General features: G+C 39.5%; 18 protein-coding genes. 12 read left to right on the forward strand and 6 right to left on the reverse strand.

Annotated features, from left to right (window positions below; translation table 11 throughout):
• Window position 1: 1 nt before the first annotated feature.
• The 4 genes from NZD88_RS00975 to NZD88_RS00990 all read left to right on the forward strand — a co-directional run bounded on the left by NZD88_RS00975 (window position 2) and on the right by NZD88_RS00990 (window position 4,450).
• Window positions 2-937 carry a hypothetical protein gene (locus tag NZD88_RS00975; protein ID WP_259826721.1) on the forward strand — a complete coding sequence of 312 codons (936 nt, stop codon included), beginning with the start codon at window positions 2-4 and terminating at the stop codon, window positions 935-937.
• Window positions 937-2,538: a hypothetical protein gene (locus NZD88_RS00980; protein ID WP_259826722.1), complete on the forward strand. Its 1,602-nt coding sequence runs from the start codon at window positions 937-939 to the stop codon at window positions 2,536-2,538. Before NZD88_RS00975 ends, NZD88_RS00980 begins: the two co-directional genes overlap by 1 nt.
• A gap of 377 nt (window positions 2,539-2,915) precedes the next feature.
• Window positions 2,916-3,917 (forward strand): hypothetical protein, encoded by a 1,002-nt coding sequence (locus tag NZD88_RS00985; RefSeq protein ID WP_259826723.1) that lies wholly within the window; start codon window positions 2,916-2,918, stop codon window positions 3,915-3,917.
• Window positions 3,918-3,934: 17 nt separating this feature from the next.
• Window positions 3,935-4,450 (forward strand): hypothetical protein, encoded by a 516-nt coding sequence (locus NZD88_RS00990; RefSeq protein WP_259826724.1) that lies wholly within the window; start codon window positions 3,935-3,937, stop codon window positions 4,448-4,450.
• 67 nt (window positions 4,451-4,517) lie between these two features.
• On the opposite strand, the gene NZD88_RS00995 is transcribed toward NZD88_RS00990, so the two are convergent.
• Together NZD88_RS00995 and NZD88_RS01000 are read right to left on the reverse strand one after the other, a co-directional pair.
• Window positions 4,518-5,285: a methyltransferase domain-containing protein gene (locus tag NZD88_RS00995; protein ID WP_259826725.1), complete on the reverse strand. Its 768-nt coding sequence runs from the start codon at window positions 5,283-5,285 to the stop codon at window positions 4,518-4,520.
• Between the two features lie 251 nt (window positions 5,286-5,536).
• Window positions 5,537-6,007, reverse strand: coding sequence for an Lrp/AsnC family transcriptional regulator (locus tag NZD88_RS01000; RefSeq protein WP_259826726.1), 471 nt, complete (start codon window positions 6,005-6,007; stop codon window positions 5,537-5,539).
• Between the two features lie 142 nt (window positions 6,008-6,149).
• On the opposite strand from NZD88_RS01000, the gene NZD88_RS01005 reads away from it, so the two are divergent.
• The 8 genes from NZD88_RS01005 to NZD88_RS01040 all read left to right on the forward strand — a co-directional run bounded on the left by NZD88_RS01005 (window position 6,150) and on the right by NZD88_RS01040 (window position 17,483).
• A complete protein-coding gene (locus NZD88_RS01005) occupies window positions 6,150-7,538 on the forward strand; it encodes an MFS transporter (protein WP_259826727.1) in 1,389 nt (462 codons plus the stop codon).
• A 456-nt stretch (window positions 7,539-7,994) separates the two neighbouring features.
• Window positions 7,995-8,789, forward strand: a complete 795-nt coding sequence (locus NZD88_RS01010; RefSeq protein WP_259826728.1) for a metallophosphoesterase — start codon at window positions 7,995-7,997, stop codon at window positions 8,787-8,789.
• A gap of 93 nt (window positions 8,790-8,882) precedes the next feature.
• On the forward strand, window positions 8,883-9,800 hold the full coding sequence (locus NZD88_RS01015) for a helix-turn-helix domain-containing protein (RefSeq protein ID WP_259826729.1): 918 nt from the start codon (window positions 8,883-8,885) through the stop codon (window positions 9,798-9,800).
• Window positions 9,801-10,039: 239 nt separating this feature from the next.
• Complete coding sequence (locus NZD88_RS01020) at window positions 10,040-11,185, forward strand: efflux RND transporter periplasmic adaptor subunit (RefSeq protein ID WP_259826730.1); 1,146 nt, start codon at window positions 10,040-10,042, stop codon at window positions 11,183-11,185.
• A 9-nt stretch (window positions 11,186-11,194) separates the two neighbouring features.
• Window positions 11,195-14,335: an efflux RND transporter permease subunit gene (locus tag NZD88_RS01025; protein WP_259826731.1), complete on the forward strand. Its 3,141-nt coding sequence runs from the start codon at window positions 11,195-11,197 to the stop codon at window positions 14,333-14,335.
• 17 nt (window positions 14,336-14,352) lie between these two features.
• Window positions 14,353-15,771 carry an efflux transporter outer membrane subunit gene (locus NZD88_RS01030; protein WP_259826732.1) on the forward strand — a complete coding sequence of 473 codons (1,419 nt, stop codon included), beginning with the start codon at window positions 14,353-14,355 and terminating at the stop codon, window positions 15,769-15,771.
• Between the two features lie 59 nt (window positions 15,772-15,830).
• Complete coding sequence (locus tag NZD88_RS01035) at window positions 15,831-16,385, forward strand: DUF2652 domain-containing protein (RefSeq protein ID WP_259826733.1); 555 nt, start codon at window positions 15,831-15,833, stop codon at window positions 16,383-16,385.
• Between the two features lie 129 nt (window positions 16,386-16,514).
• Entirely contained in the window at window positions 16,515-17,483 is a 969-nt protein-coding gene (locus NZD88_RS01040; RefSeq protein WP_259826734.1) for a Fic family protein, read from the forward strand.
• A 54-nt stretch (window positions 17,484-17,537) separates the two neighbouring features.
• Here the strand turns inward: NZD88_RS01040 and NZD88_RS01045 are convergent, their stop codons facing one another.
• The 4 genes from NZD88_RS01045 to NZD88_RS01060 form a co-directional block, all read right to left on the reverse strand.
• Window positions 17,538-19,799, reverse strand: coding sequence for a glycoside hydrolase family 3 C-terminal domain-containing protein (locus NZD88_RS01045; protein ID WP_259826735.1), 2,262 nt, complete (start codon window positions 19,797-19,799; stop codon window positions 17,538-17,540).
• 384 nt (window positions 19,800-20,183) lie between these two features.
• Window positions 20,184-21,002 (reverse strand): methionine ABC transporter substrate-binding lipoprotein MetQ, encoded by an 819-nt coding sequence (metQ, locus tag NZD88_RS01050; protein WP_259826736.1) that lies wholly within the window; start codon window positions 21,000-21,002, stop codon window positions 20,184-20,186.
• 82 nt (window positions 21,003-21,084) lie between these two features.
• Window positions 21,085-21,741 (reverse strand): methionine ABC transporter permease MetI, encoded by a 657-nt coding sequence (metI, locus tag NZD88_RS01055; RefSeq protein ID WP_259826737.1) that lies wholly within the window; start codon window positions 21,739-21,741, stop codon window positions 21,085-21,087.
• Entirely contained in the window at window positions 21,734-22,762 is a 1,029-nt protein-coding gene (locus tag NZD88_RS01060) for a methionine ABC transporter ATP-binding protein (RefSeq protein ID WP_259826738.1), read from the reverse strand. The genes metI and NZD88_RS01060 overlap by 8 nt, the downstream gene beginning before the upstream one ends.
• Window positions 22,763-22,773 lie beyond the last annotated feature (11 nt).

The following is a 22,773-nucleotide window of genomic DNA, read 5'->3' on the forward strand; positions in this document are numbered from 1 at the left end:
CATGGATAATTTTAACGAAAAATTTAAACCGCTGTCTTTTGATCAGGAGGCTGAAGAAATGTTGAAACCTCTTTCATTTGACAATGATCAGCAGATCCAGGAAGATTTTGTTCCTATATCCAGAACCATATCCAACGATATTAAAAACAAAGAAAGCAATTTTGTATTCTTCTTCGGAACAGCAGATTCAGGAAAATCAGTGATCCTTTCCTCCATGTTATACTATCTGAAATCTCATGCAGGCGTACTGAGGCCTAAACTTGGAACTCCCAATAGTAAAGAAGCTAATGTTCTCTTATCAGACTTTTTTGAAAACATACGCCAGGGGATTCTTCCCAACAGAACCTCCAGGGATAAAGTAACGCGTCTTGATCTCGTTTTCGAACCCAATAATAAATCTAAAAAAGTAGTTCCGATTGATCTTACATTTTTGGAAACCTCGGGAGAAAATCATAATGAGATCAGAAGGGGAGGGAGCTATCACAGCAGTATAGAATCATTTCTGAATGCCAATGTGCCGCTTACCTTCATTATCGTCACAAGCTATGATTCTGCGCATAGAGAAGATAGTCTCATCAATGAATTTCTGGATGAACTGGAAAGAAAAGGAAAGAATTTGAAATCAGTCAACGCAGTCCTTATTATTTCCAAATGGGATAAATCCGGAAGAATGGATGTTGAGAGTGCGGAAGAACTGGAAGGTTTCATTTCCGACCGTTTACCAATGACAGCCCAGAGAATCAATACCTATGGACTAAGTAAATCGTATTACACCATTGGGAGTGTGCAAAATTCCGTAGGACAGGAAAGGGTAAACCTGCTTAATCTGTCTACGGCAGAAGTGTTATCCAAATGGTTGTACAGAAGCATTACCGGATACGATCTGGATTATGAAGGAACATTTTGGGAGCGTTTAAAATTTAGTTTTAGCAACTGATGAGCAGTACTTACTTTTTTTCGGCATTTGGCACCTTTGGAAATCCGAACGGTTTCCGGCAATCTTACTTTCTGGGCGGAAATGCGGATGTAGCCAAAAACATCAAAACATTTGATTTAAAAACAGATGCGGTGAAGCTTTTCCCCGGCAGCAAAATCTATGGAATACGCATAGAACCGGCAGGCAGCTCCCATTTGATTTCGTATACGGTATACACGTTTGCAAAAGAACAGAACTCACAGCGCGGCGGTACATTTATCGGATCGAGCCTTATTTTTTTAGATAAAATAGCCCCTGAAAGTCTGACTATAAATGTTCTGGATGAATTTCATCAATATTTGGAAAAACATAATGCGGTAGACGGGACGATTACCATTAACCATTCGGATAAATTTTCCATTGATAAACCCAAAGATTATGATAAAATAGGTTTCAATGCACGGGATGTGGAGAGCCCGGTAATGGTTCAGTCCGGTAATGATTATCTGATGGTATATACCGAATCGGGTTCTTCGAAATGGCCGTCTTTGTTCAGTAAAGCCATTGTCCTTCTCAATACATATGATATGATCTACTTCACAGAAAGTCGTGAGGTTGCTGAATTTGTTCAGCTGAAAGGGATTTTTAAAATTGTTGATGTCAATGGATTTGAGCGGGAAATTCAAAAATCGGATGAAGAGAAATCAAGACTGGTGAATAGCTGCATCCAGGACCTGGAGAAAGAAAAGGAAAATTTGCAGGGAGACAAGAAGACTCTTATTGAGGAGGTAGAGAGACAGATTGCCCAAAATGAAAGACGACATCAGGAAAATGAAAAGAAGATCAGCGATTCTAAAACTGGAATCACGGTCATCAACAACGAGTTTCATCAGTATGCTTTAAAAATTGATGATCTGATCAGTAGTTTAAGATCAGATAAAAAAGTAGAAACCGTAAGAAAGCAACATCTGGAAAGCCGGAAAATATTTACCGATAAGATCAGGCTCAGCAGAGATGTCGGGATGGTAAGCTCGATAGGATCTTCCTATCCGTCCCAGCCGGAAAGTTCAAAGCCTAAGCTGAAAAACAGCCTGGAAGACTTTAGTATGGGAAACAGTAGCTACGATAATAAGAAAACCAGTTTGAACGGATATAAAATTGCCTTCTGGAGTTTACTTTTGCTAATCACAGCCGGAGCTGCCTCTTGTTTAGTGTTTTTGGATAAAGGAAAAATGCTTGGGTTTTCAGGTGAAGAAACTGTTGTTGCTGCTGAAAATAACAAGGCAGAGACCATAGCTGCAGATCATATCGCGGCAGAAACTTCCATAGCTATACCAACCACAAATCTGAACCCCTTTCCCAATGCGGAATTAAATGAAAACGATTGGCGGTTGGTGTCAAAAAAAGCACCATTTGGAATGAAGATAGATAGCCTCATCAGCGTTATTTACAAAGAGAATCCTTCAACAGTCAAAGACTTTTACAAGCATCAGAAAAAAGAGTATAAAGCTCATCTTTACACATTGAATCAGCAAAGTTTTGGAATTGATGGGCAGGATACCGTCCTGACAGATACTTTAAAGAGAATTCCCAATTACATACAATCTCTTCCGGTTCATTGATGATGGTGTCATCTCGAAGAACAAATCTTTACAGATTAAAAAGATGCATCATGATGGTGCATCTTTTTTCATGAATCTTACTCAATAGAAATTTTGGATGAATTTAAAAATGACTGACCTTACTTTCAAAAAAAAATAAAAAAATTAAACAATTGTTTAAATTCCTGTTATGCTGTTAATTAAGTGTATTTACTTCAAATAAGTTCGGTTCAATAAGACCCAGGAATAAAATTTTGGTACATAAATTGTTCACTGGAGAGCTAACGTAAAATTTAATTTTTAATACATTAAATTATGTAAAAAACATTAATTTATTATAAAGTCATATGAATAATCTAAATTTTGGCGTCATTAATGAGAAATTGATTTTCTTGTTAATGGCTTTTTTTTATGGTATTGCCAATGCGCAATGCACAGCTTACACGGGCCAGGCCATGAATCCTGGAGAAACGTATTGTCTTACCGGAAACCTTACTTTGGTTAATGATATTACCATTCCGCAGGATGCCCTTCTGATCATTCAGCCGGGTGGGTCACTTATTGTAAAAGGTATTACCGTGAATGGTAATCTGGAGATTGGGGATACGGGGAGCGTAAAATCAGAGGGTTCCATCATCATTGGTGTTTTCGGAAGTCAGAAGAACTCAAAAGTGAAACTTGGAACCAAAGCATACCTTTCCCTTACCGGATCAGTTTCTCAGGGAGATCCTTCATTCATGGGAGTATTTCCCGGGGCAATGTCAACCATTGATATGGGAACCTACAGTGTGGTGGAAATATGCGGAACTTTCAGTCAGCAGTCTATCACTTATCCTTTTATAAACTATGTCGGAGCTCCTTTGGGAAAGGCGTATTGTATTGCCAAAGCACAGGTGAACGGCGGGGGAACTTCTGTACTCAGCAATGACAGCCAGATTATTGCCATTGCCATGGATACCGTAACAGGGCTGGCTCCCGGAAATGCCAGTTTCTGTGGGCCTAACGCTACACAGGCTATGTGTCCTGCTTTATGGCCTTCCGGTCTTCCCGACGATAAATTTGCCTGTGGTTTCGCTGATGAGGTCGTTCATGAATTGGATGATTATTGTACCAAACCTGGGATTTCAGGAACACCCGATGGTTATACCAAAATGGGGATCACGATACAACAGAAAACCAGTAGCTGGCCTGAAAATATTCCAAACGGTTTCCTTGCATTGGAATCCAAAACAAAAGGTTTCGTAATTACAAGAGTGTCTCATGTAAGTCAGGCACCTCAGCCCGGAGATGCTGTTGCAGAGCCAAAAGAAGGAATGATTGTGTATGACATCCAGGACCGTTGTGTAAAACTGTATAACGGAACCCAATGGAAATGTATCGAAAGAAGCTGTAATGATTAACCTAATTTGTACATAAAATGAAACATATAAAAAACATAATTATAGCTCTGACATTGGTCGTTTTTAATACTTTTTATGCTCAGGTGGCTATAGAAAAAGAAACGGTTGATGGCAGAAGCACAGTGCTGGATTTTAATAATACACCTTCTAATACAAAAGGTCTTATTCTTCCCGCCACTCAGGGGATTCCTACAGGGATTCCTGCAAACGGAACCTTTATTTTTGATACCTCAGATGATAAAATAAAAGTCTACGAAAATAATACCTGGAAAGCACTTAGCGATACGGGGAATGGTTCGGCAGTGGTAGCTAACAGTTCCGATGAAACTGGTAATGGAGTCGTGATTGGTACTCCCGCAGGAAGTGCCGATGGTATACTCGTTTTGGAATCGCCGGATAAGGCTATGGTTCTTCCTAAAATATCTTCGCCACACCTCAATGTAAAAAATCCGTATCCCGGAATGATCTGTTATGATACAGCTAGCAAAACTTTCGCTGTTTTTGACGGAACGGTTTGGAATTACTGGAAATAATAACCGGGTAAAAAAGGTTCAAAAAAGTGTCTAACTTTTTGGGGGCAGTCCATAATGCAGGACTTTTTTATTTTTTCCTTCCGTAAAGTAAAATTCTTTTAAAAGCGTAAATAGCAGGAAGTTTTGAAAAGTCCTTTGCAATACGCAGTTTAAATTCTGCCGTGAACACTTTCTGTTGTTCTTCGTCAAGTTTTTCCAGATAAGGAATCAAAGCCGATCCTGAGATAAAGTTGAATAAAGTTTCATGGTCCTCTGCAATGATAGGATAGACCTTCTGTGATAAATTCAGATCTTCAAGCCCACTGTCAAATAAAATCTGGGCATATTCGTCAATCGTCAATACTGCAGAAGGACGGTTCCAGCCGTTGAGCTGGGTTCGGAAAGGCTCTTCATCCGCAAGTTCAAAAAGAATCTTATTCAGGGTGTTGCCCGGTTGATAAGGCATCTGTACAGCGAATTGTCCGTTGGTATTCAGCTTAGCAATAAGTTTAGGAAAAAGGTCCTGATGATTATCAGACCATTGAAGGGCAGCATTACTAAAGATGAGATCCCAGTTTTCATCAGTGTCAAGCATCGCCTCGGTTGTAGCAATTTTAAAATGGAGACGCTCATTTTCCAACGCTTTGGATTTTTCAAGCATTTCGGGAGAAGAGTCAATCCCAGTAAAAACAGCATCTTGAAATTTTTCAGTAAGAATGGCGGTCTGTTCGCCTGTTCCGCAGCCAAGATCCACTGCTTTCATTGCTTTTTCATCGGTGATCAGCTCAGCGAGATCATAAAACGGCTTAAAACGGATGTTTTTAAATTGGTTATAAACGTCGGGATTCCAAGGCATATTCTGTAATTTTAAATGTGACTTCAAGTTACTCAATCCGGAACAGAACGAGAAAATTAAAATATTAAAAGATTCTTAAAAGAAAGGAAGCGGGAGGATGGGAGTTACTGAAAGAAGAAAGAACAATTAATCCCGTTTTCATTGAATTTAAAGTTTCATCAAGTTAATCTGAATTCGGTAAAGACCAGAAATCCATTTACAGACTGAAAGTAACTTCCATCTCCCATCTTCTCGCTTCCCTCTTCAAACTCCTACAAAATCTGCGCACTTTCCTTAATACTGTTCATCACGAAAATACTCTTCGTCTGCCCAATACCTTCAATTTCAGAAAGCTTATTGACGAAAAACTCATGGAAGTCATCCATATTCGGAGCCAGGATCTTCAACATAAAATCAAAATCCCCGCTAATGTTGTAAAATTCTACAACCTCTTTGAGTTTTCCTACCTCTTCGATAAATTTCCCTGCTGTTTTTTTATTGTGGACATTCAGGGCAATCATACAGATGACCATCATGCCCTTATTTACCTTTTTACGGTCTACTACTGCGGTGTATTCTTTGATAATTCCCAGTTTCTCCATCCGTTTGATCCGTTCATGGGTAGGAGTGGGGCTTAAATTGATCCTGGCGGAAATATCACGCACACTCATTTTGGCATCCTTCTGTAGCAAACGGAGGATAGAAAGGTCTTTTTCGTCGGGGGTATATTGTTCTGCAGTCATTTGTTCTGTTTTTAGACTTGTTAAGGAGTGTGATAGTAGTTTTGTTCTTTTTTAATAACTTAAATAGTTTATTTGTTCCAAATTTACCATATTATTTTCAAATATGTTCTTTTAAAATTAATTTTGCAGGAAATTTGAATCTATGAGTACAAGGAAAAATTTAATATTAATATTAGCATCGGTAGGAACTTTTGTAGAGGCTTTGGATATTGCCATTATTAATTTAACGATTCCTTCTATTCAGGAACAGTTTCATATCGGAGCAGAGACTGTACAGTGGTTGCAAACCCTTTATGTCCTGTTTTTCGGAGGCTTTCTGATCATTGGTGGGAAACTTTCCGATCAGATCGGGCGTAAGAAGATATTCCTTATTGGAGCTTTGATTTTTATGCTGACATCATTAGGAGCAGGACTTTCGCCGAGCTTTGAAGTTTTGGCCATATTCCGTGCCCTTCAGGGATTGGGAGCGGCATTCATTATGCCTTCTGCATTATCTATTGTGACCAATACCTTCAGAGAGGAGCAGGAGCGTAACTACGCTATTGGGATTTTCAGTTCATTCGCAGCGATAGGCTCCGGAAGTGGTTTGTCGGTAGGAGGAATTATCAGTACCTACCTAAGCTGGCACTGGGTTTTCCTCATCAATGTTCCCATATTGTTATTGACTTTAATTTTTGCCTATCAATTTTTGCCTGCAGACGAAAAAAGAGAGACCGGGCAGAAAACAGATCTTGTATCTGGAATGTTGCTTGTATTAGGACTTTTAAGCCTTACGTACGGAACACACGAGCTGGTTCATATTAAAGAAAATCCTTTCATGATTATAGGTTCCCTGGTGCTTTCTGTTTTGCTTTTGGTGGCTGTATTTCTGAGGTTAAAATCTGTATCCCAACCTTTGATCGATTTGCAATTGCTTAAACACCGATCATTGGTGGTTTCTAATGTCGTGTTTTTTACATTAGGGGCATTTTTTATAGGATTTTTATTCCTTATTTCCTTAATGCTTCAAAAAGACATGGGACACAGCGCTGCATCTGCGGGACTTATGCTGGTGCCATTTAGTATCATGTCTGCATTGGCTTCAAAATTTGTGCTGCCCCATATTTCTAAACGATTAAGTTCTTCCCAGATGGGCGTTTTCGGATGGAGTTTTATGCTGGCAGGTGCTTTATCTCTACTGATTTCAGTTTACACAGGACATCCATTGGCCGTTGTACTGTTGGGAGCGGCATGTATTTCAGGAATAGGAATGACGTTTTGTTTTACGGCGCTTTCAGTGATGGGAATTCAGGATGTAGAACCTTCGCATTACGGGGTGGCCTCCAGTTTAAGCTCTACCAGCTATTTCCTCGGAGCCGGAATTGGGTTGTCGTTCATGACTTTGATGAGCCAGATCTTTCCTTCTCAATACGCGGTTGGAGATTTAAGTCTGATCATCCTGGTTGGATACGCTTTGCTGGCCCTTGGAATGCTGCTTTATTTTATTGTTAAAAGCTTAAAAACCAGACAAGAAGAAATAGCAATTTCATGAAAAAATTATGTATAACCCATTATTTTAACGCAAAGAAATTATTATTCCTTTCTATTTGAGGAGAGCAAAGAAAACGGCTCTGCCGTTGATTAAGCTGTAATAGAAATATGTGAAATAACTGTTTTCTTTAGTATTGTAGTCCGTTAATGATGGCCTAGGGAGCTCTAGCGTTAAGAAAATTATAATTTGATTCGTTAAAAAATTCCCACTGTTTGAGTACGGGAAGAATATTGAACCGAAGCGGTAACAATGAATCCGCACGAGTTTGGGGATTTTAGGAGCAAGTTTTAATTTTTAGCGAAAGATTCCAGTCTTGAAATAATATTCGTCGACTTTATGGAGACAATTTTTGGTTCATTTTGTTTCAAGACAAAAGAACATATAAATTATAATAGTTATTTACTTATATAAATATGTACTGATAAGATCAGTTTTTATTAAAATTATACAAACTATATGAAAGAGGATCGGCATTATTTTGTCGGTTCTTTTTATTTTAGCGGAATGAAAATACAGATCATCAGCGACCTTCATCGGGAATTCGGATCGACTGATTTATTTTTTGATCATGCAGATGTTGTCGTGTTGGCCGGAGATATTAATCTGGGAACAAAAGGAATTGAATGGATCAAGTCAAAAATTAAGGACAAACCTGTCGTGTATGTTCTGGGAAACCATGAATATTATAAAGGTTCTTATCCTAAAACATTAAATAAAATCAAACAGGCCTCTGAAGGATCAAATGTCTTTGTTCTCGAAAATGATTCCGTGGATATTGACGGAATCAGATTTCATGGTGCCACACTGTGGACGGATTTTTCTATTTTCGGAAATCCTTTGCATTACGGAATGATCTGTCAGCCAAAAATGAATGATTATAAAATGATCAGACGAGATCCTTCCTATTCAAAAATGAGGACCATTGATACCTTTAAAATTCATCAGTTTTCAAAGCTATGGTTAAAAGAAAGTCTGGAAAACTCTGTAGGCTTAAAGAATATTGTCGTTACCCATCATGCGCCAAGTATCCAGTCTGTTCCCCAGCAGTATAAAGAAGATCCCCTGACTGCTGCTTACGCTTCCGATATGGAAGATTTTATTACAGAGCATCAGCCGTTATACTGGATTCATGGACATATCCATACCCCATGCAGATATACCATTGGGGAAACCGAAATTATCTGCAATCCTCACGGTTATATCGACGAAAAATACAACGGTTATGAAAAAGAGCTGATGATTGAACTGTAAAAGGCAGAACCGTTTTCTCTTCTGTCTTTGAGCTCATCCGGGTTTTGTACTTTTCATCCAAATACCCTAATTTCGTATCCTAATTCACTTCCTATGGCTAAAAAGTCTACCACAAACCCCTCAGAATTTGTATCCGTATTTACTTTTGAAGAGCTTCTTCAGGAGGTAGAGTTTGATCTCAGAGTGAAAGAATTTGTGGTCATGGAAATCGATAAGGCTAATTATGGCATAAAGCTTAATATCCCTTACCGTTCAGATTATTTCTGCATTTTTATGGTCCAACAGGGAAGCATCCGTTTCAGACTTGATGACAAAAGCTATGATGTATCGAAAGGTGATGTTATTTTCTGTCCTTTTTCAGAAATATTCTGGGTAGATATGATCTCAGAGGATTACAGAGCAAAATATATCTTCTTTTCCCTGGATTTTATTTCTGATGCCGGATTTAATTATAAATCGAATGATGTCCTGAAAAGCCTTTCAGCAGATCCTACCCATATTATCAGAAATGAACCTGATCTTTACAGAAGGGTGAATTTCCACCTTGATGAGCTAAAGGCCCTTAACAATGCGGAGAAAGAAGATTATTACTTCAATGAAATGATCTGGCATCACTTTTCACTGGTGATCTATGAAATTGACAATTATTTTAAAAAGATTGAAAAGCCCCATCAGGTGACCCACCGCGAAGATGAACTGACGACCAGTTTTTTTACCCTGGTCCGGGAACATTTCAAAGACGAACATAATGTACAGTTCTATGCGGATAAACTGTGCATTAGCCGTAAATATCTGACCAAAGTGATCAATAAAACGATGTTTAAGTCACCGCGGGATATCATCCATCAGGTATTAGCGGTAGAAGCCAGGCTTCTTCTCAGAAATCCGAACCTTAATGTCAACAATGTAGCCGTACAGTTGAAGTTTTCTGATCAGGCGTCTTTCAGTAAATTTTTTAAAAAGCATGTCGGGAAATCACCCTTAGAATACAAGAAAGATGATTTATATTGATAATCAGCGCTTTATGTTTTTGTATTTAAAGAACTGATGTCTTTTTGCTAAATTATGACTGTTTTTTGATGCGAAAAGTAGAATTATATTATTTATATATTCTATTAAAGGGATTTAATGATATTTCTCATGTTTAAAAAAATAAGGAGTCTTTTTGACAAAATAAGGAGTTTTTTGAGTATTTCGATTGAATTTTTTTAGGGCGAATTTTGCCCCGTAAATTTAAAAGGAATATTGTTATGCAAAGATTTTTTATTCAAAAATCAACTATACTTTTCCTCTCACTGATCGTCTTGGCGGGATGCAGGAAAAACAATCAAAACCAGGCTTTCCAACAGCAGGCTCCTGAACTTCCCGTAGAAAAAGTGAAGCAGGGAGACGCTTCTGTTTCCAGAGAATATGCAGCATCAGTGGAAGGAATCTCCAATGTAGAGATCAGACCGCAGGTTACAGGATATTTAAGTAAAATCTTCGTAGATGAAGGAGATTACGTAAGAGCAGGTCAAGCACTATTTAAAATAGAAGACCAGATCTTCCGCGAGCAGATGAAAAGTGCCCAGGCAGCCCTGATCACAGCCCAGGCCAATCTTTCCACTTCTAAAATTGATTTGGATAGAAAAAAAGAATTACTAAGAAACAAAATGGTTTCTGACATCCAGGTGAAAGAAGCGGAAGCAGCTTACAACGCAGCAAGAGGAACTGTAAGTCAGTCGGTGTCTGCGATTGAATCAGCAAAGATCAATCTTAATTTTTCTACGATCAAAGCTCCGGTAAGCGGATTTATCGGAAGGTTCAATTACCGTCTGGGAAGCTTAATGACGCCTTCCAATCAGGAGCCGATCACGCTTTTATCAGACATTCATGAGGTTTATACCTATTTCAGTATGAGTGAAAATGATTTCAATAGTTTCCAAAGACAGCAGGCAGGAAGTAATATCAATGAGATCATCAAAAATACACCAGCCGTTTCCCTGTTGCTTTCCGGAGGTGAAAAATACGCACAGACCGGAAAAATTGATGCGGTGGAAGGACAGTTCAACAAAACCACAGGTTCCATCACTTTAAGAGCAAAATTCACCAATCCGGACAACCTTTTAAGAAGCGGTAATACCGGGAAAATTGTCATGGAACAGTTTTACAGCAATGTAGTGCTTCTTCCTATAGCTTCTACAAGAACCATTCAGGATAAGATCTTCGTGTTCACTATTAAAGGAGGAAAAGCAGCCATGATTCCGGTGGAAGTAACAGGAAAAGCAGGCGATAATTTCATCGTATCAAAAGGGTTAAAAGCCGGTGATGAGTACATTGTAACAGGGTTCGACAGATTACAGCCGGGAACTCCGGTAGTCGCTCAGAAGAAGAATGCTCAACCGAAAAAATCGTAAGAAAAAATCATGTTAAAGACAATTATAAAAAGACCTGTACTGGCAACGGTTATCTCCGTGTTGCTTGTTATTCTGGGTATCGTCGGTATGGTCAGTCTGCCGATCACGAAATTTCCTGATATCGCACCGCCTACCGTAATGGTAACAGCTGCCTATCCGGGAGCCAATGCGGAAACAATCGCGAGATCTGTAGCACCGCCTTTGGAAAATGCCATCAACGGGGTGGAAAATATGGACTATATTACGTCTACGGCCAGTAATGACGGTACTTTAAGTATTACCGTAATCTTTAAACTGGGTACAGATCCCGATCAGGCTGCGATTAACGTGCAGAACAGGGTAGCGCAGGTAACGAATCAGCTTCCTGCAGAAGTTATTCAGGCCGGAATTACAACGGTGAAGAGACAGAACAGTATGATCGCAATGGTTTCACTGACCAGCAAAGATGGTACAATGGATGATCTTTTCCTTGAAAACTACGCGAAAATCAACATCGTTCCTGACCTGAAAAGGGTAAAAGGAGTAGGAGATGCTATGGTTTACGGAAACAAAGATTATTCTATGCGGGTATGGCTTGATCCTAATAAACTGACTTCATATAGTCTTACACCTTCTGATATTTCAAGGGCCATCCAGACCCAGAACCTTGAGGCAGCACCGGGGAGATTCGGGGAAAGAAGTAAAGAAGCAATGGAATACGTGCTTCGGTATAAAGGAAAATTCACAGAGCCTGAGCAGTATGAAAATATTACGCTTAAAGCACTGAGCGATGGTTCTGTTTTAAAATTAAAAGATGTTGCCAAAGTTGAATTTGGAGCGTACAGTTATACGGTTTCTTCCAATTTCAACAAAAAAGCTTCGGTAACGATGGCGATTTTCCAGATGGCTGGATCTAATGCCAATGAAGTACAGATTGCCCTTCAGGAAAGAATGAAGGAGCTTGAAAAATCCTTCCCGGAAGGAATGGCCTATGAAATTCCTTATGCGACAAAAGAAGCACTGGATCAGTCTATTGATCAGGTAATCCATACTTTGATTGAGGCATTTATTCTGGTATTCATCGTGGTGTATATCTTCCTGCAGGATTTCCGTTCTACGCTGATTCCGGCTATTGCAGTTCCGGTATCTATTGTGGGAACGTTCTTCTTTATGAATTTGTTTGGTTTTTCTATTAATATTCTGACGTTGTTTGCCCTGGTACTGGCCATTGGTATTGTGGTGGATGACGCCATTGTCGTCGTGGAAGCGGTCCATGCTAAAATGGAACATAAAAAGCTTAACCCAAGGGCTGCGACCATGTCGGCGATGAGTGAAATTACAGGAGCTATTGTTTCGATTACTTTGATTATGTCTGCAGTATTCGTTCCGGTAGCCTTTATGAGTGGTTCTACTGGATTATTTTATCAGCAGTTTGCTCTGACGCTTGCGATTGCCATTGTGATTTCAGCTATTAATGCATTGACATTGAGTCCGGCTTTGTGTGCGATATTTTTAAAACAACATCATCCCGAAACCCATGAGAAAATGAATTTCAAGGAGCGTTTCTTTGCCGGTTTTAATGCTAGTTTTAATAAACTGACCTTCCGTTACGGAAAAGCGATTCTGTTCCTGTTAAAGAGAAAATGGGTAGCAGCGATCATCATCGTTGGATTCGGAGGACTGTTTGTATGGATGTCTATGACGACGCCTAAAGGATTTATTCCTGATGAAGACCAGAGTTTTATCATCGTAACGGCCAATCTTGCGCCGGGAGCTTCGAAAGACAGAACTACCAAAGTAGTTTCTGATACGGAAGATTTATTAATGAAAAATCCGGCAGTAGAAAAAGTAATTTCTGTAGACGGGCTGAACTTATTCAGTGGATCGATGTCATCTTCAGCGGCTTCTATTTTCGTTAAACTGAAAAAAACAGAAGAAAGAGGAAATGTAAGTAATATCAATGACATTATCGGTCAGGTTCAGGGAACACTTTCCCAGGATAAAAGAGCGAATTTCCTTGTGATCAATACGCCTACGGTAGATGGTTTCGGAAACACCAGCGGGATGGAGCTTGTGCTTCAGGACCGTACGAACGGCGAACTTCAGAATCTTGGAAATATCTCCTACGGAATGATGGGTGCCTTGATGCAGAGACCTGAGGTAGCAGTGGCATTTACAACGTTTGATGTAACCTATCCTCAGTTTGAAGTACTGGTAGATGAAGTGAAAGCAGCTCAGCTTGGGGTGAATGTTTCTGATGTATTGGGTGTGATGCAGGGCTATTACGGAAGTATTCAGTCTTCGGATTTCAACAGATTCGGGAAATATTACAGAGTATTGGTTCAGTCTACTCCGGAAATGAGAGAAGATAAAGAATCACTGAATGGTATTTTCGTTAAAAATAATTCAGGCGAAATGGTTCCTATCAACACTCTGGTAAGTCTGAAACAGGTGACAGGAGCAGAAGTGGTAGACCGTTTCAATCTGTTCAACTCTTCCAACTTAACGGTAATGCCGGCTCCGGGATTCAGTACGGGACAGGCGATGGCGGCTATTGATGAGGTAAGCAAGCAGGTACTTCCTCCGGGATATACCTACGATTACAAAGGCATGAGCCGTGAAGAAGTAAGTGCAGGCTCACAGTCGGTGATGATCTTCGGGTTGTGTATTGTATTTGTATTCTTTCTTTTATCGGCGCAGTATGAAAGTTATGTCCTTCCATTTGCTGTACTGATTGCTATTCCTGTAGGTTTATCAGGAGTATTTGTAGGAATTACGATGGCGGATCTTTCCAATAATATTTACGTGCAGATTGCTTTAGTCATGCTGATCGGTCTATTGGCGAAAAACGGAATTCTAATTGTGGAATTTGCCATTCAGCGTAGAAGAGCAGGGAAAAGCCTTATTGCTTCCGCAGTAGAAGGAGCCAAAGCCCGTCTGCGTCCGATTCTGATGACGTCATTAGCATTTATTGCAGGACTTCTTCCATTATTATTTGTGATAGGACCTTCCGCGTTAGGAAACCATTCCATCGGATATGCCGCAGTTTCAGGGATGATCTTCGGAACCGTTTTAGGAATTTTCGTGGTTCCGGTACTTTTTGTAGTCTTCCAGGCTTTACATGAAAGAATGAGCGGAAAAGTAATAACAGAAGCTGACTGGGAATATTAATCCAAATGATTATTAAAATGAATTCAATTAAAAATATAGCATATATCGCATTGATCTCAGGAGTTGCCGTTTCATGCAAAGTTCAGAAATATGAACAGCCTGAAGTGAAAATGCCCAAAGCTTTCAGAAATGACAGTGTCGTTACAGAAACTCAGGACAATATAGCAAAGACCAGCTACAAAGATTTCTTTAAAGATCCTGTTCTTGTCAACCTCATTGATAAAGCCATTGCACAGAATAATGATTTTCTTGTGGCCTTAAAACAGATAGAATATGCCTCCCTTGCTTATAACCAGAGCAAGTGGGGGAATGTTCCCACGATCAGTGCAACCGTTGGGAACGCAAGTATCAGCCGTCCTTCAGATAACAGTATGAACGGGATGATGGCGGGGCAGTTCATGGGAAGAAAATATACGGAAGATTATACTACATCCGTCAATATCTCATGGGAAGCTGACATCTGGGGGAAGATCAAAGGAAGAAAAGAGCAGGCTCTGACGGAATATCTTAAAACCCAGGAAGCGGCAAAAGCTGTGAAAACTCAGCTGGTGGCTTCAGTGGTACAAGGATATTATAATTTGCTGATGCTGGATACCCAACTGCAGATCACAAAATCCAATCTGGAATATTCTGATACCACATTGAAGTTTTTAGCCAAGCAACAGGAATTAGGTTTAACGACCGCTCTTGCCGTACAGCAACAGGAAATCGTGAAAGATCAGATCTTAAAAACGGTTCCTGCCATTGAAAGTTCTATCGCCATTCAGGAAAATGCACTGAGTTTGCTTACGGGTTCCATGCCTGACAAGATTGAGAGAAGTGCAAGTCTGAATAATGTACAATCGCCGGACAGGATTGCAGCAGGAATTCCTTCAGAACTATTAAGCTACCGGCCTGATATCAAAAGCGCAGAGCTTGAAGTACGGAAAAGTGCCGCTGCGATTCATGTAGCGAAAATGAGCATGTATCCTTCCCTGAATATCACAGCCCAGGGTGGCTTGAATGCGTTCCAGGCAAGTCACTGGTTCAGTGTTCCAGGTTCGCTTTTCGGAATGGCAGCAGGAATGATTGCACAGCCTATTTTAAACGGAAAACAGTTGAAAACACAGTATGAGCAGTCTAAAGTGCTGGCAGATCAGGCTGAAATTAATTTCAAACAGTCCGTATTAAAAGCGGTTGGTGAAGTTTCTGATGCGCTGGTACAGATTCAGAAGCTGGAAGAACAGCAGAAAATTGCGGAAGGACTGGCGGTGAAATCCGGTGAAGCCGTAAAGAAGGCTGATATTTTATTTAAATACAATTCCGCGACGTATGTGGAGGTAATTATCGCGCAAAGCAATAAGCTTCAGGCAGAACTGGAGCTGGCTTCCCTGAAAGCACAACGCTTAAATGCCATTACTTCCCTGTACAGGGCGGTTGGTGGCGGCTGGCAATAAAGTAAAATGAAACCTGCTTCGTCTATAAGGATGCAGCAGGTTTTTAAACTATAATCATTATGAAGAATACAAATATACATGAGGGTATTATTCTTATTCCTGATTTCAGCGGGTTTACTGAATTTGTGTTCAATACCAAACTTTATACAGGAGAATATATTGTAAGACAACTACTATCTACACTGATCGATATGAACGATCAATATTTTGATATTTCTGAGATTGAAGGCGATGCCATTTTATTTTACAGATATGATGACAAACCTTCCTATCAGAGTATTTCAACGATGCTTTGGAAAATGCGGAGTGCTTTTAATCAGAAAATTAAAGAATTGAGTAAGGAGCTCAGCACACCCATTGATATGTCGTTGAAGTTCATTGTACACTATGGAAAGTTTTCACAGTATACGATCGGAAATTTTAAAAAGCTTTATGGTAAAACAGTAGTGGAAGCACATCAGATGCTGAAGAATGAATTTGCAGAGCAGCCATCTTACGCTCTGTTCAGTCATTCTTTTTTAGAAAACAGCGGAAATGGAGAGTCAGAAATCAATACACAGAAATATCATCTTCCGGAAGGCGGAATGATCCATTATTTTGAGAATGTCAACTAGCATATCTATTTTTTAATCCTTGTAAATTTGCTATGCGATGCCCGGAGAGATCCGGGCATTTTTTATGTAGTATAATATAATTAAAAAAGATTTTATATCTTTGATACTATCAAATGATACTATCAAGTTTTGAAACCACCTTATACCATTACCGATAAAATCTTATCATTAGTTGCTTCCATCTCTGAAAAGATTGGAGAAATTAATGCACATCATCTTTATAAACCGACAACGGAGCTACGTAAGAAAAACCGTATTAAAACGATTCAGTCTTCATTGGAAATTGAAGGGAATACGCTGACTGAAGAGCAGATCACAGCATTACTGGATAATAAGCGGATCATTGCCCCACAAAAAGATATTCAGGAAGTACAGAATGCCATTGAAGTGTATGCCCGCTTACAACAGTTTAAACCTACTAGTATTAAAGATCTGGAAAAGGCTCATGCTGTTTTAATGAAAGATCTGATAGATAAGGCTGGAAAACTGAGGACTTCTAATGTAGGAATAGTCAAAGGCTCTAAAGTGGAACATATTGCTCCATCTGGAACAATGGTAAAAGGTCTGATGAATGATCTTTTCAAATACCTGAAAAACGATCCTGAACTTATCCTAATAAAAAGTTGTGTTTTTCACTATGAGTTTGAATTTATCCATCCCTTTTTGGATGGTAACGGAAGAATGGGAAGATTATGGCAGACAGTGATACTGATGCAACAGTATCCGGTATTTGAATATCTTCCGGTAGAAAGTCTTATTAAAAAAAATCAGAAGGAATATTATAACAAGCTTTCAGAATCCGATAAAAAAGGAAATTCTACTCCCTTTGTTGAATTTATGCTGGGGATTATTTTAGAAGCTCTTCAACAGGTTTTGCAATCTCAGAATACCAATTTAAATACAAAAGACAGGATATTGATTTTTAAGGAAAAAGTAAAGGGCGAAAAGTTTAGTAGGAAAGATTATCTCCAGTATTTTAAAAATATTTCAGCACCTACAGCCAGCAGGGATTTAAAATGGGCTGTAGAGCAGAAGATTTTAGAAAAATATGGTGAACAGAGATTGACTGAGTATCAATTTATAGTTTTTACGGATTAAATAAAAAAGCAGATCCCGTAGAACCTGCTTTTAAAATTTTATGATTAATGATAATTACTTCAACGTAAACTTCACCTTCGTCTTAATCGCATCCGAAGAATTTCCAATCAGAGCCTCAAAATCTCCAGGCTCAGCCGTCCATTCATGCTTATCTGCATCAAAATAGCTTAATGCTGTTTTATCGATTGTAAAAGTCACTTCCTTCTGCTCACCCGGATTTAAATAGACCTTTTCAAAACCTTTAAGTTCTTTGGCAGGACGTGGTACAGAAGCTTTATTATCACTGATGTATAACTGCGCTACTTCAGCACCGGCTTTTTTCCCTGTATTTTTTACAGTTACGGTGAATGTGATCTTATCGTCCTGGGATATTACTGTTTTATCAGCAGAAGCCTTTCCAAACTCAAATGTGGTGTAACTCAATCCATGTCCGAAACTGAATAAGGGTTTAATCTTTTTCGTGTCATGCCAACGGTAGCCTACAAAAACACCTTCGTTATACGTAATATTGATGGGGTTTTTCTGGTCCTTTCCTTTTCCGGCTGCCAGTTCGTCTTTTTGTCCCGGATATTCACCCAACTGATGGGCTGAATTATCTTCCAGCTTCACAGGAAAAGTAAACGGAAGTTTTCCCGAAGGATTCGCATCACCAGCCAATACAGAAGCGATAGAATTTCCGGCCTCGGAACCAAGATACCAGGACTGTACAACAGAAGGAACTTCTTTAATCCATGGCATAGCCACCGCGTTTCCGGAAACCAGAACAACCGCAAGATTTTTATTCGCTTTTGCTAATGCAGAAATCAAATTGTCCTGATTGTAGGGAAGTCCGTAACTTTTTCTGTCGTTGCCTTCACTGTCCTGGAAGTCAGATTTATTCAATCCTCCTACGAAAATTACATAGTCAGATTTTTTTGCCAATTCTACAGCTTCGTTGAGTAATTCAGTGGCAGATCGGTCGTCTTTTAAGTTCTGTCCGGATTTTACCCCATTGTATTCTCCACCGATATCACCTACATAACCTCTTGCATACTGAACATCAGCCTGTTTTCCGAATCTGGATTTGATTCCGTCTAATGGAAGGGTTTCATATTTTACTTTTAAAGACGAAGAACCACCACCAACGGTCATGATTTTGATAGCATTTTCACCGATAACGGCAATTTTTTTAGCTTTATTAATATCAATAGGAAGTATGTTTCCTTGATTTTTCAACAATACAATTCCTTCTTCCCCGATCTCTTTGGCCACAGCTTTATGTTCTTCAGAAGCAATATTCCCGAAAGGCTTGTTCCTGTTCATCGTAGTTTTGTAAGCTAAACGAAGTAATCTGGTTACTTTATCGTCAAGTTCCTGTGTTCCTACTTTTCCTGCTTTGATAAGATCTAAATATGGTTTTGCTAAATAGTAATTGTCATAGGCATTTTTTGTCCCGGCTGAAAGTCCGTTCGTCCAGCTTCCGAATTCAAGATCCAATCCGTTGTGGATCGCCTGTTCCGTATTGTTGACCGCTCCCCAGTCGGATACGACAACCCCTTTGTAGCCCCATTCTTTTTTCAGAATATCGTTTAAAAGATATTGGTTTTGGCTGGCGTATTGGTTTTTGTACATATCATAAGCGCCCATGATCGTCCATGAATCCCCTTCAGTCACAGCCGCTTTGAAAGGCGGAAGATAGATCTCATACAACGTTCTGTCATCAATATTGACATTGCTCGTATGACGGAACATTTCCTGGTTGTTTAAAGCGAAATGCTTCACGGAAGTCGCTACACCATTGGATTGTACTCCTTTGATATAAGGAACCACCATTTTTGAAGTTAAGTAAGGGTCTTCCCCCATATATTCGAAGTTTCTTCCATTCAGTGGTGTTCTGTAGATATTAACACCAGGTCCCAGGAGGATATCTTTTTTTCTGTATCGGGCTTCTTCCCCCAGAGCTTTTCCGTAATTCCATGACATTTTTTTGTTCCATGTTGCAGAAAGCGCCGTCAGGGCAGGGTAGGCAATGATCGAGTCATTCGTCCATCCGGCCTGATCCCATTCGTCCCACATCACTTCCGGACGTACCCCGTGAGGACCGTCTGTGGTCCAGAATTCAGGAATTCCCAGTCTTGGAACACCTGGAGAACTGAACTTAGACTGTGCATGCAGCATAGCTACTTTTTCTTCCACGGTCATTCTCGAAAGAGCATCCTGAATACGTTGTTCTACGGGTTTCGATTCATCTAAATAAACGGGTTGAGTATGAGTCTGAGCCATATATGAAGCAGCAATAAAAGTGAATAAACTTACAATGGCGGTTTTCTTGAACATAAAATGCCTTTTTATTGATTAACAACAAAAGTAAGTAAAATTTTTATTATCTCAAATTGAGAAAATGTATTTTAATCAATAAGTGGTGAAGTTTGAGTATCGGGTTGTAGAGATTGAGGATTGGAGAGTTTTGTGGTTTTAGAGTTACAAGGTACGGATTTCGTATTCCTAAGTTGGCTGCTTCGTATGTCGGAGTTTGAAAATTTCAGATATGAATTGAAAATAGAAATATTGAATGAAGGACAAAAATCTGGCGGCTGAAGCTCCTGAAGCCACCATTTTCGTCTTCTTATCTGAAAAAATGAGACTTGCTACTTACAACCCGAATTCCGTACCCCGCAACAACTCATCACCTATTACTCATCACCTATTACTCATTACCCATTACTCATGATCTTCCCATCCTTTCACCGCACCGCCTTTGAAGATCTCCTCCGCTTTTTTGGCCACTTCATCAGACTGGTAAGCTTTTACAAAGTTTTTAACTTTGGCGGAATTTTTATTGTCATGCGTGGCAACGATAACATTGACATAAGGTGAGTCTTTATCTTCACTGAATACCCCTTGTTTATCCGCATTTAGTCCTGCCTGTGCTGCAAAATTATTATTGATAATGGCAATAACCACTTCTTTGTCGTCCAGAACTCTTGGAAGCTGTGGAGCTTCGATTTCGAGGATTCTCAACTGTTTTGGATTCTCAATAATGTCGGTAACTTTCGGAAGAAGTCCGGTTCCCTCTTTTAATTTTAAAAGTCCGTTTTTCTGAAGAAGAAGGAGAGAGCGTCCCTCGTTGGTGGGATCATTGGGAATCACTACCGTACTTCCGTTCTGAAGTTGGCTGATTGTTCTGATCTTCTTTGAATAGGCAACAATAGGATAAACAAAAGTATTTCCTACCACAGCCAATTTATAGCCTCTCTGCTTTGATTGTTCATTTAAATAAGGAACATGCTGAAAAGCATTGGCTTCAATATCTCCGTTATTCAAGGCTTCATTCGGAACCACATAATCATTGAACGGAATCAGTTCCACATCAAGATTATACTTTTCCTTGGCTACCTTTTTAGCAGCTTCGGCAATTTCCAGTTCCGGACCGTAGGTAATTCCTACCACGATATGATTCGGATCGTCTTTTTTTCCTGAACATGCATTAAATACGAGAAGTCCGGCCGTTAAAAAGGCTATAATTTTTATCTTTTTCATTAGAGTTTTTTATCATTAAAAAGGTGGCTGAAGCACTCGAAGCCACCTTTTGTTATTTATATTAAATTTAGAGTCCTTTGACTTACCTGTGATCAAACTTTTTTGCCAATTTGTCCCCTGCAAACTGTATGATAAATACCAATGCGACCAACAGCACCAATACTACATTCATAATGACCGCATCATAACCAATATAGCCATACTGATACCCGATCTGTCCTAATCCACCGGCTCCCAGAGCTCCACCCATTGCAGAATAACCTACTAAAGTGATCAGAGTAATAGCTGCATTGTTGATCAATGATGGAAGAGCTTCAGGAAGCAATACTTTCTGGATGATCTGTAAAGGAGATGCCCCCAGAGCTCTTGCTGTTTCAATCAAACCATGCGGAACCTCAAGAAGGCTATTCTCCACTAGTCTGGCGATAAACGGAGCTGCTCCTACACTTAATGGAACCAAAGCCGCATTCATTCCTATGGAAGTGCCTATGATCACTCTTGTGAAAGGGATCATCCAGACAATCAAAATAATAAAAGGAATAGACCTGAAAATATTAACCAGAATAGAGATCGCTCTGTAATACACTGCATTTTCCAGCAGCTGTCCTTTTCTTGTTAAAAATAATAGAATTCCAACCGGAAGACCTAAAACAAATCCAAAAAATCCCGAAACAAAAGTCATATAAACTGTTTCCCAAAGTCCCTTTCCCAAAAGAGCAATTACCGAATCACTAAGCATATCCTTTTACTGTATTTTGAATTTTATTCTGATTAAAATAATAAATGGCTTTCTGGTTTTCTTCAGTTTCACCCTGCAGGTGAAGCAGCAGCTTTCCGAAATTGGAATCACCCAGATATTCTACATCGGCTTTCAGAAGTCTGTAAGGTATTTTGTATTGATCGTAAAGCGTTGAAAGCAATTTTTCAACACTTATATTTTCGTTGAGTTCTATTTCAACCAGCGGAAATAAACCGTCTTGCGGCTCTTTCTGTAGTTTTTTATTGAGTTCCTGAGGAATCGTCATGATGTCTGAATTTATAAATTGTCTGATCACCGGATTTTCTTTATCCGAGATGATCTCGCTTAATGTTCCTTTTGCTAATAATTTGCCTTTGTCTATAACCGCCACATGATTGCAGACTGCTTTGATGACTTCCATCTCGTGGGTGATGAGAAGAATGGTAATGCCAAGTCTTTGATTAATATCCCTTAAAAGCTGCAGGATAGATTGTGTAGTGGCCGGATCCAGTGCGCTGGTAGCCTCGTCGCAGAGAAGGAGATAAGGATCATTCGCTAATGCCCTGGCAATGGCTACTCTCTGTTTCTGCCCTCCCGAAAGACTCCTTGGATAATCATTGGATTTGTCTTCAAGTCCTACGATTTTCAGCAGTTCATTGACTTTTCTGTTGATCTCATCTTTACTGACATGATCCAATTCCAGTGAAAGCGCGACATTGTCAAAAACAGTTCTCGATGAAAGCAGGTTAAAATGCTGGAAGATCATCCCTATTTTCTTTCTTTCACCTGCCAGTTGTTTTGAACTTAGCGTAGTGAAATCCCTGCCGTTGATGATGATCTGGCCTTCATCAGGTCTTTCCAGAAGATTCACGGTACGGATCAATGTACTTTTCCCTGCGCCGGAAAACCCGATGATTCCAACAATATCTCCTTTTTCTACACTGAGGCTTACCTGATCCAGTGCTTTGAAGGACTGCTTTTTCTGATGAAATGTCTTTGAAATGTTCTTGATTTCTATCATTTTTAATGTCT

It is taken from the genome of Chryseobacterium pyrolae (assembly GCF_025153485.1).
GTDB classification, from domain to species: Bacteria; Bacteroidota; Bacteroidia; order Flavobacteriales; family Weeksellaceae; genus Chryseobacterium; species Chryseobacterium antibioticum.